The 10,156-nt window shown below is 70.1% G+C and carries 8 protein-coding genes; 6 read left to right on the forward strand and 2 right to left on the reverse strand.

From position 1 onward, the window contains the following. Positions 1-188: 188 nt before the first annotated feature. A complete protein-coding gene (locus Q0A33_RS00430) occupies positions 189-626 on the reverse strand; it encodes a DUF3052 domain-containing protein (protein ID WP_291791511.1) in 438 nt (145 codons plus the stop codon). 265 nt (positions 627-891) lie between these two features. Between Q0A33_RS00430 and aceE the strand changes: the two genes are divergently transcribed. The 6 genes from aceE to Q0A33_RS00460 all read left to right on the forward strand — a co-directional run bounded on the left by aceE (position 892) and on the right by Q0A33_RS00460 (position 8,805). Beyond that, the gene (gene aceE, locus Q0A33_RS00435; protein WP_291791513.1) at positions 892-3,660 is read left to right on the forward strand and encodes a pyruvate dehydrogenase (acetyl-transferring), homodimeric type; all 2,769 of its coding nucleotides are present in this window, start codon (positions 892-894) and stop codon (positions 3,658-3,660) included. A gap of 167 nt (positions 3,661-3,827) precedes the next feature. Further along, the gene (locus Q0A33_RS00440; RefSeq protein ID WP_291791514.1) at positions 3,828-5,054 is read left to right on the forward strand and encodes a helix-turn-helix domain-containing protein; all 1,227 of its coding nucleotides are present in this window, start codon (positions 3,828-3,830) and stop codon (positions 5,052-5,054) included. 49 nt (positions 5,055-5,103) lie between these two features. Next, positions 5,104-6,027: an ACP S-malonyltransferase gene (locus Q0A33_RS00445; protein ID WP_291791516.1), complete on the forward strand. Its 924-nt coding sequence runs from the start codon at positions 5,104-5,106 to the stop codon at positions 6,025-6,027. A gap of 46 nt (positions 6,028-6,073) precedes the next feature. Then, positions 6,074-7,075, forward strand: a complete 1,002-nt coding sequence (locus tag Q0A33_RS00450) for a beta-ketoacyl-ACP synthase III (RefSeq protein ID WP_291791517.1) — start codon at positions 6,074-6,076, stop codon at positions 7,073-7,075. Between the two features lie 140 nt (positions 7,076-7,215). Continuing rightward, positions 7,216-7,467, forward strand: coding sequence for an acyl carrier protein (locus Q0A33_RS00455; RefSeq protein ID WP_291791520.1), 252 nt, complete (start codon positions 7,216-7,218; stop codon positions 7,465-7,467). A 78-nt stretch (positions 7,468-7,545) separates the two neighbouring features. Beyond that, positions 7,546-8,805: a beta-ketoacyl-[acyl-carrier-protein] synthase family protein gene (locus Q0A33_RS00460; protein ID WP_291791523.1), complete on the forward strand. Its 1,260-nt coding sequence runs from the start codon at positions 7,546-7,548 to the stop codon at positions 8,803-8,805. A 144-nt stretch (positions 8,806-8,949) separates the two neighbouring features. On the opposite strand, the gene Q0A33_RS00465 is transcribed toward Q0A33_RS00460, so the two are convergent. Next, positions 8,950-10,156, reverse strand: a 1,207-nt coding sequence (locus tag Q0A33_RS00465) for a glycosyltransferase (RefSeq protein WP_291791526.1), incomplete at its 5' end; no start/stop codon positions are given.

The following is a 10,156-nucleotide window of genomic DNA, read 5'->3' on the forward strand; positions in this document are numbered from 1 at the left end:
CCTCTGCCCCGTCCGCCCGGTCGGCCTCCCCGGTCCCCGCCGGGGACAGAAGCGGAACGTCCTCCCCGGTGTGTGCGGGGAGGACGAGGCGGGGGACGGTGCGACCCAGAAGGTCAGGGCGCGGTGCATCGGCATGCGCGGTGCGGGCAGCGGCATCAGATCCGCCGCCCGCACCGCTGCGCCCGAGGTCAGTCGTAGTTCTTCCTCCCCAGCAGGAGGCACGCGGACCAGTCCGGCACGGTGCTCACGGTGCGGGTGACGTGCATGCCGGCCGTGGGCGCGGCATCGGAGATGTCGACGGGACGGATGTGACCAGGACGGTTCGCCTTGGGCGTGAGGAGCCAGATGAAGCCTCCGTCCGCCAGGGTCGTCTGGGCGTCGACGATGGCATCGGTGAGGTCCGGGTCGTCGGCCCTCCACCACATGAGGATCGCGTCGAACACCTCATCCACGTCCTCGTCGGCCATCTCCTCGCCGATCACCGCCTCGATGGACTCGCGCAGATCGAAGTCGACGTCCTCGTCGTAACCGATCTCCTGGACGTACTGGCCCGGCTTGAAGTCGAGCGCGGCAGCGGCGGAGGCAGCGGAGTCCCGTGTATTCCTCTCTGAGGCAGAAGTGCTCATGCAACCATTCTCCACACGCTTGGCACCGCCGGGCAAACGACGCGCGGAAATCCGGCGCGCCGTTCCCGCGCAGTCCCGCACATTGCACCGCGAGTCGAAGAACACATCGGCCGATCACTCCCCGTTCCCGCGGGGACCGGCCGGAGCCCATATGCTGGAACCATCCGTACGCGGAGCGGGCGGCGTCCACATTCATGCGCGCCGGCCGGTCCGCATGTGCTGAAGACCCAAGAGCAGCACGTGAAACTTCGTGAGGAGGACTGCCGTGCCCGACAACCCCAGAGGACCCATCCTCAACGGGCTTCCGAGCCAGGTTCCGGACATCGATCCGGAAGAGACGCAGGAATGGTTGGAGTCCCTCGACTCCCTCATCGCCGAGGCAGGACCTGCCCGCGCCCGCTATGTCATGCTCAGCCTCCTGGAGAAGGCCCGCATGTCCAATGTGGGCGTGCCCAGCCTGACCGCGACCGACTACATCAACACCATCAGCCCCGAGGCGGAGCCCTGGTTCCCCGGCGATGAGGCCGTCGAGCGCACCTACCGCCGCTGGAACCGCTGGAACGCCGCGATGCTCGTGCACCGCTCGCAGCGGCCCGGCATCGAGGTGGGCGGCCACATCTCCACCTACGCCGGTGCCGCCACACTGTACGAGGTGGGCCTCAACCACTTCTTCCGCGGCAAGGACCACCCGGGCGGCGGCGACCACGTCTTCTTCCAAGGCCACGCCTCCCCCGGCATGTACGCCCGCGCCTATCTCGAGGGCCGGCTGAGCGAGGACCAGCTCGACGGCTTCCGGCAGCAGGCCAGCCACGTGGTCAACGGGAAGAACCTGGGTATGCCCTCGTACCCGCACCCCCGCCAGATGCCGGACTTCTGGGAGCACCCCACCGTCTCCATGGGCCTCGGCCCCATGAACGCGATCGCGCAGGCGCAGTTCGACAAGTACCTCCACAACCGCGGCATCAAGGACACCTCGCAGCAGCACACCTGGGCCTTCCTCGGCGACGGCGAGCTGGACGAGCCGGAGAGCCGCGGCATGCTGCACGTCGCGGCGAACGAGGAGCTCGACAACCTCACCTTCGTCATCAACTGCAATCTGCAGCGTCTCGACGGCCCGGTGCGCGGCAACGGCAAGATCATCCAGGAGCTCGAGGCGTTCTTCCGGGGCGCCGGCTGGAACGTCATCAAGGTGGTCTGGGGCCGCGAGTGGGACGCCCTCCTGGCCAAGGACCGCGACGGCGCACTGATCAACCTCATGAACCAGACGCCGGACGGCGACTACCAGACCTACAAGGCGGAGAACGGCGGCTTCGTCCGCGACAACTTCTTCGGCCGTGACCCCCGCACCAAGGCCCTGGTGGAGGACTACACGGACGAGCAGATCTGGAACCTCAAGCGCGGCGGCCACGACTACCGCAAGGTCTACGCCGCCTACCGCGCGGCCATGGCCCACACCGGCCAGCCCACCGTGGTGCTCGTGAAGACCGTGAAGGGCTACTCGCTCGGCCCCACGTTCGAGGCCCGCAACGCCACGCACCAGATGAAGAAGATGACGCTCGAGGACCTCAAGCTGGCCCGCGACCACTTCTCCATCCCGATCACGGACAAGCAGCTCGAGGAGAACCCGAAGAAGCCGCCGTACTACCACCCCGGCGAGGACGACCCGGCGATCCAGTACCTGCAGGAGCGCCGCGCCAAGCTGGGCGGGTACGTGCCGGAGCGCCGGTCGAAGTACACGCAGATCTCCCTGCCCGGCGACAAGGCCTACGCCGTCGCCAAGCGCGGCTCGGGCCACCAGGAGATCGCCACGACGATGGGCTTCGTGCGCGTGCTCAAGGACCTCATGCGGGACAAGGAGTTCGGCAAGCGGATCGTGCCGATCATCCCGGACGAGGCCCGCACCTTCGGCATGGACTCGTTCTTCCCCACCGCGAAGATCTACAACCCGCACGGACAGAACTACATCTCCGTGGACCGCGACCTCTTTCTCGCGTACAAGGAGTCCCCGCAGGGCCAGCTGCTCCATGTGGGCATCAACGAGGCCGGCGCCACCTCCGCCCTCACGGCGGTGGGCACGTCCTACGCCACCCACGGCGAGCCGATGATCCCGTTCTACATCTTCTACTCGATGTTCGGGTTCCAGCGCACCGGCGACGCCTTCTGGGCAGCCGGCGACCAGATGGCCCGCGGCTTCGTCATGGGCGCCACCGCCGGTCGCACCACGCTCACCGGCGAGGGGCTGCAGCACGGCGACGGCCATTCCCCGCTGCTCGCCTCGACCTACCCCTCGGTGGTCTCCTACGACCCCGCCTACGTCTACGAGGTCGGCCACATCGTGCGCGCCGGCATCGAGCGGATGTACGGCCAGGACCCGGAGAACCCGGCGCTCGACCCCAATGTGCTCTACTACATCACCCTGTACAACGAGCCCATGTCGCAGCCGGCGGAGCCGGAGGACCTGGACGTCGACGGTCTGCTGCGCGGCATCTACAAGCTGGCCGACGGCCCGGACAACGGCGGGCCCAAGGTCCAGCTCCTCGCCTCCGGTGTGGCGGTCGCCTGGGCGCTCGAGGCCCAGCGGATGCTGGACGAGGACTGGGGCGTGAGCGCGGACGTCTGGTCCGTCACCTCCTGGTCGGAGCTCCGCCGCGACGGTCTCGCCGCGGACGAGGAGCGCCTGCTCGATCCCAATGGAGACGCCCGTCAGCCGTACATCACCCAGGTCCTCGGTGAGGCCGAGGGGCCGGTCGTGGCGACGAGCGACTACATGCGCGCCGTCCAGGACCAGATCCGGCAGTACGTGCCCGGCCACTTCACCTCGCTGGGCGCCGACGGCTACGCGATCTCGGACACTCGTCCGGCCGCGCGCCGCAAGTTCCTCATCGACGGCGCCTCCATGACCGTCCAGGCGCTCATCAGCCTGGCGGACACCGGCGCGATCGACATCTCGAAGGCCGCCGAGGCCGCCGAGCGCTACCAGCTCGACGACCCCACGGCCGGCACCTCCGGTTCGCTGGAGGGCGGCGCGGCCTGAGCGGCAGCGCACCCCCGCCGGGCCCGAGACCGCGGTGACCTCCCCACGGAGGCCGCCGCGGCCTCGGGCCCGGTCTGCGTCTGCATCGCCACTTCGACTGTGCGGTCTCACCAATAGTTGTCGTGTCGCTACAAGATCCTCGTGCTCCGGACGGTAGGGTGAGCGCTATGTCGCAGCAGCAGACCGCCCCCGCACCCGCCGCAGAGCTCCGCGGACGGGCCGAGACCGTCCGCAGGCTCAAGGCCGGCCAGGCGCAGCTCGCCAAGCTCACCGTCCAGCAGCTGGACGCGCAGCTGCCCTGGTACCGCAGCATGGAGCCCGCGGACCGGCAGTGGGTCTCCGTGGTGGCCACCTCCGGCATCTCCTCCTTCGTGGACTGGTACCGGGACCCGCAGACTCCTCTGCGCATGGTCCTCGACATCTTCCGCTCCGCACCCCGCGAACTCGTGCGCGCCGTCTCGCTCCAGCAGACCCTCCAGCTGCTGCGCGTGGTGGTGCAGGTGGTCGAGGAGCGCGTCCCGGACCTGGCGCGCGCCCCGGAGCAGGCCGAGCTCAAGGACGCGGTCCTCGTCTACTCCCGGGAGATCGCCTTCGCCGCGGCGGACGTCTACGCCCGGGCGGCCGAGGCCCGCGGCAGCTGGGACGCCCGTCTGGAGGCGATGGTGGTCGACGCCCTCGTCCGCGGCGACTCGGTCGACGAGCTCGCCAGCCGCTCCGCTGCCTTCGGCTGGCAGTCCCAGGGGCAGGTGGCCGTGGTGCTGGGGCGGGCGCCGCGCCGCTCGGCGCACAAGAGCATCGACGAGATCCGCCGTGCCGCGCGGAAGTGGGCCGAGGACGTGCTCGTGGGCATCCACGACGACCGCCTGCTCATCGTGCTGGGCGGTGCCGAGGACGTGGACCAGGCCGCAGAGGCCCTCTCCCACTTCTACGGACCCTCCCACGTGGTGGTCGGACCGGTCGTCGCCTCGCTCGCCGAGGCCGGCACCTCCGCCGCCTCCGCGCTCTGGGCGCTGCGCACCGCCTCCGCCTGGCAGTCCACGCCGCGGCCCGTCCACGCGGACGCGCTGCTGCCGGAGCGCGCGATCGCCGGCGACGAGGCCGCGGTGGACGCGCTCATCGACCGGTACCACGCACCGCTCGCCGCGGGCAGCGGCAATCTGCTCGAGACGGTCGCCTCCTACCTGGACCACGGCGGATCGCTCGAGGCGACGGGCCGGGCGCTGCAGGTCCACCCCAACACTGTCCGGTACCGGCTGAAGAAGATCACGGAGCTCGTGGGCCTCGATCCCACGCAGCCCCGGCCGTCGTTCGTGATACGCATAGCCTTGGTGTTCGGCCGACTGTCAGCTGTCGGTCAGTTATCGAGCGGCCACAAACAGACCCCCGGCAGCTGACAGCTGTCGTAGTGTGCACAACCGAATCGACTGATGGGAAGACATACTCGTGCTCGTGACAGCATGCCCTGGACAGGGCGCCCAGAAGGCCGGGTTCCTCAGCTCCTGGCTGGAACTGCCCGGCTTCGCCTCCGCCCTCGGGGAGCTCGCAGAGGCCTCCGGCATCGACCTCGTGACCCACGGCACCGTCTCCGACGACGCCACGATCACCGACACCGCTCTCGCACAGCCGCTGCTCGTGGCGGCGGCGATCGCCTCCTACCGTGAGATCTTCATCGAGGCCGGTCTGGCCACGGACCTCGTCGCCGGGCACAGTGTGGGCGAGATCGGCGCCGCGCAGATCGCCGGCATCCTCTCCCCCACTGACGCGATGGCCCTCGTGCAGGTGCGCGGTGCGGCGATGGCCGCGGCCGCTGCCGCGGAGCCCTCCGGCATGGCCGCCGTGGTCGGCGGGGATCCCGAGCAGGTGCTCGCCGCCATCGCCGAGGCCGGCCTGGAGCCGGCCAACGTCAACGGCGGGGGCCAGACCGTGGCCGCCGGCTCCAAGGACGCGATCGCGGCGTTCGCGGAGAACCCGCCGGAGCGTGCCCGGGTGATCCCGCTCAAGGTCGCAGGCGCCTTCCACACCTCGTACATGGGCTCCGCCACGCAGGCGGTCTCCGAGGCCGCGGCCTCGATCACGCCCGCGGACCCCTCCCTCCCCATCCTCACCAACTCCGACGGCACGCGCGTGGAATCGGGGCAGGCGTACCTGGACCTCCTCGTGAGCCAGGTGACCAGCCCGGTCCGCTGGGACCTCTGCCAGGCCACTCTGCTGGAGGCCGGCGTCACCGGCATCCTCGAGCTCGTGCCCGGCGGCACGCTCACCGGCCTCGCCAAGCGCGCCATGAAGGGCGTGGAGGTCTTCGCCGTGAAGAGCGCAGCGGACGTCGAGGGCGCACGCGAGTTCGTCCGGGCACACACGAGCGCCTGAGCCCACCGCACGCCGGGCTCCCAGGCATCATCCGAGAGGAAATCCCATGACCACACTGAAGACACCCGAGGCCGGACGCTTCTCCCGCATCACGGGGATCGGCGGCTGCCGGTCCGAGCACGCGGTCCCCAACGAGGCCCTCGTGGGCCCGATCGACTCGTCCGACGAGTGGATCAGGCAGAGGACGGGCATCATCACCCGGCACCGGGCGGGTGCGGACGTGAGCGTCGCCGACATGGCCGAGGAGGCCGCGGTCGAGGCGATCGCGAACGCCGGCCTCAAGCCCTCGGACATCGGCGGCATCCTGCTCGCCACGGTCACCACCGGCATCCCGACGCCGTCCGCGGCCGCGCTGCTCACGGAGAAGCTGGGCACCGGCCCGGTGCCGGCCTGGGACATCTCCGCGGCCTGCGCCGGCTACTGCTACGGCATCGCGCAGGCGGACGCGCTCGTGCGCTCCGGCACGATGGACAACATCCTCGTGATCGGCGCGGAGAAGCTCTCCGACTTCGTCGACCCCACGGACCGCTCCATCTCGTTCCTCCTCGGCGACGGAGCCGGCGCGGTCGTCGTCTCCGCCTCGGACACCCCCGGCATCGCTGCGAGCGTGTGGGGCTCCAAGGGCGAGAACTGGGAGACCATCCGCCTCACCAACTCCTTCATCGAGATGAAGGACGACCCCGAGGCGCCGTTCCCCACCCTCCGCCAGGACGGTCCGTCCGTGTTCCGGTGGGCCGTGTGGGAGATGGCGGAGGTCGCCCAGCAGGCCCTCGACGCCGCCGGCATCACCGCCGCGGATCTGTCCGCGTTCATTCCGCACCAGGCCAACATGCGGATCATCGACGAGCTCGCCAAGCAGCTGAAGCTCCCGGAGTCGGTGCAGATCGGGCGTGACATCGCGGACAACGGCAACACCTCGGCCGCTTCCATCCCGCTCGCCACCGAGCGCCTGCTCCGTGAGAATCCGGAGCTGCACGGCAAGCTGGCCCTCCAGATCGGGTTCGGCGCAGGGCTGGTCTACGGCGCACAGGTCGTCGTCCTCCCCTGAGCTTCCCTGACGACGCGCACGCGATGACGTAAGATCAGCGCGGGATCGTCGTCGAATCACGTTTCCTGCCCACTCGGGCGTGCGCGCTCCGCACTGCGGGGCCGCCTGCCCGGCGGACACTATGAGAGAAGGAAAGACACATGGCACACAGCGAAGCTGACGTCCTCGCAGGACTCGCAGAGATCGTCAACGAGGAGACCGGCCTGGAGACCTCGGCCGTCGAGGGCTCCAAGTCGTTCACCGACGACCTGGACATCGACTCGATCTCCATGATGACCATCGTCGTCAACGCCGAGAAGAAGTTCGGCGTGAAGATCCCGGACGACGACGTCAAGGACCTCGTCACCGTCCAGGACGCCGTCGACTACATCGTCAAGGCACAGCAGGCCTGAGCTCCCGACCGTCGGCGGGGTCGGGCGACCCTCGGCCCCGCTGCGGACACCCCCTTCGATTCGACGAGGTTTCACACCATGAGTTCCACTGTCGTCGTCACAGGCCTCGGCGCCGTGACGCCCCTCGGCGCTACTGCCGCAGAGACCTGGCAGGCAGCGCTTGCCGGCACCCCCGGCGCGCACACCCTCGACAACGACTGGGCAGAGAAGTACGAGATCCCCGTCGACTTCGCTGCGACCGTTCCGGCCGAATTCACCGCCGACAAGCTGAAGAAGGTCGAGGCCAAGCGCCTAGACCCCTCCAGCCGCTTCGCACTCGTCAGCGCCCGTGAGGCGCTCGCGGACGCCGGCCTCCGCAGCGAGGACGGCACCTCGGACCTCGATCCGGAGCGCACCTCCGTCTCCTGGGCGACCGGGATCGGCGGAGTCTGGACGCTGCTCGACGCCTGGGACACCCTCCGTGAGGAGGGCTCGCGCCGCGTCATGCCGCTCACCGTGCCCATGCTCATGCCCAACGGCCCCGCCGCGGCGATCGGCATGGACATCGCGGCGCGCGCCGGCGTCCAGACGGTGGTCTCCGCCTGCGCCTCGTCCACCGAGAGCCTGGGGCAGGCCTACGAGATGATCTCCTCCGGCCGCGCGGACGTCGTGGTCGCAGGCGGCTCCGAATCCGCGATCCATCCCATCACCCTGGCCGCGTTCTCCTCGATGCGCGCGCTCTCGCGCCGCACCGACTCCCCGGAGACGGCTTCCCGCCCCTACGACGTGGACCGCGACGGCTTCGTCATGGGTGAGGGCTCCGGAGCCGTCGTCCTCGAGTCCGAGGAGCACGCCCGGGCCCGCGGCGCGCGCGTCTACGCGCAGCTGGCCGGCTGGGGCCTGTCGAACGACTCGCACCACATCACCGCGAACGAGCCCGCGGGCGTGCACGCTCTGCGCGCCATGCGGCTCGCCCTCCAGCAGGGCGGCCTCGAACCCGGCGACCTCGCCCACGTGAATGCGCATGCGACCTCCACCCCGGTGGGAGACATTCCCGAGTCGATCGCGATCAACCAGCTGCTGGGCGGCCACGTGGACTCCGCGCTGGTCTCCGGCACCAAGTCAATGACCGGCCACCTGCTGGGCGGTGCCGGGGCCGTGGAGGCGATCTTCACGATCCTCGCCCTCCACAACCGCCTCGCTCCCCCGACGATCAACATCAGTGAGGTGGACCCCAAGGTCAACCTCAACATCGTCCGGGACACCCCTGCGGAGCTCCCGGCCGGTGACCTCGCCGCACTGTCGAACTCCTTCGGGTTCGGCGGGCACAACGCGGTGGTGGCGTTCAAGACCGCCTGAGCCGCTCACGCCCTGCGCAGCTGCGCGAAAGAGGTGTGCTCCTGCTCTCCCCTTCCTCACGGAGGGGCGAGCAGGAGCACACCTCTTTCTGTTGTGCAGGAGCGCACCCGGGCAGGCGCACCGCGGAGCACCGTGGACTGAGGCTCAGCTCGCGGAGCGCTCGGCGATGACCTCGCGGTAGATCTCCTCGAACCGGGTGATGGTGCGGCGGATGTCGTGCGCCTTCACCAGTTCGCGGGAGGCCTCCTGCATGAGGGCGTACTCCTCCGGAGGCGCCGCGACCACAGCCGTGAGCTTCGCCGCCAGATCCGCCGCGTCCAGCGGCCGGAACAGATGGCCGTTGACCCCGTCGCGCACCAGGTGCGGCAGGGCGACGGCGTCGGCGAGCACCACGGGCAGTCCGGAGGCCAGCGCCTCCAGGGTGGCGATGGACTGGAGCTCGGCCGTCGAGGGCATGCAGAAGCACGTCGCCTCGGCGAACTCACGCCGCAGCTGCGCATCGTCCACCTTCCCGAGCACGTGCACCCTGTCTCCCACACCTCGGGCACGGGCGAGCTCCGCGAGCGGCTCCGCCTGGTCCCCTTCGCCCACGATCCGCGCGTGCAGCCTCAGCCCCGGGTCCATGAGCGCGAGCGCCTCGACGATGGTCTCCGGATGCTTCTCCTGCGAGAGCCTGCCCACGAACAGCACGGAGGGCTCGGCCGGTGCACGGCCGGACGCCTCGGCCTCCTCCGCCCGCGCCCGCGCCTGCGCATGGGCCTGGTCGAAGGCCTCGAGGTCGATCCCGCAGCTCACCGCCTCGATCGGACGGTCGAAGCCGTTCTGGGTGAGGAGATCGCTGGCCAGCTGTGTGGGCACGGTGATGCGGTCCGCACGCTGGAAGCGGGCCCGCAGGTCCTTCCAGGCCAGCGCGGTGGCGCCGTCGAGGACGGGCCTGGGAGCGCGGACGTACGGGCGGACGTTGTCCGGCATGAAGTGGTTGGTCGCGACCACGGGGATGTTCCGCTCCTCCGCGAGGGAGAAGGCGAAGCGCCCCAGCACGAAATGCGCCTGTGTGTGCACCACGTCCGGGTCGATGACGTCCAGCAGGCGCGCCAGCTCGGGCCGGGTCTCCCAGGGCAGGCAGATCATCCACGTGGGGTGCAGCGGCCAGTGATGCGATCGCACCCGGTGCACGCGCACGCTGTCCTCGTCGCGGGTGCTGGGGAAGCCGGAGGCCGAGGGGGCGATGACGTGCACCTCGTGCCCCCGGGCCGCGAGACCGCCGGCCAGACGGGTGGCGAAGGTCGCCGCCCCGTTGATCTCCGGCGGGTACGTCTCCGCGGCGACGACGATGCGCAGGGGGCGGAGA

It is taken from the genome of Brevibacterium sp. (genome assembly GCF_022712115.1).
Lineage (GTDB): Bacteria > Actinomycetota > Actinomycetes > Actinomycetales > Brevibacteriaceae > Brevibacterium > Brevibacterium salitolerans.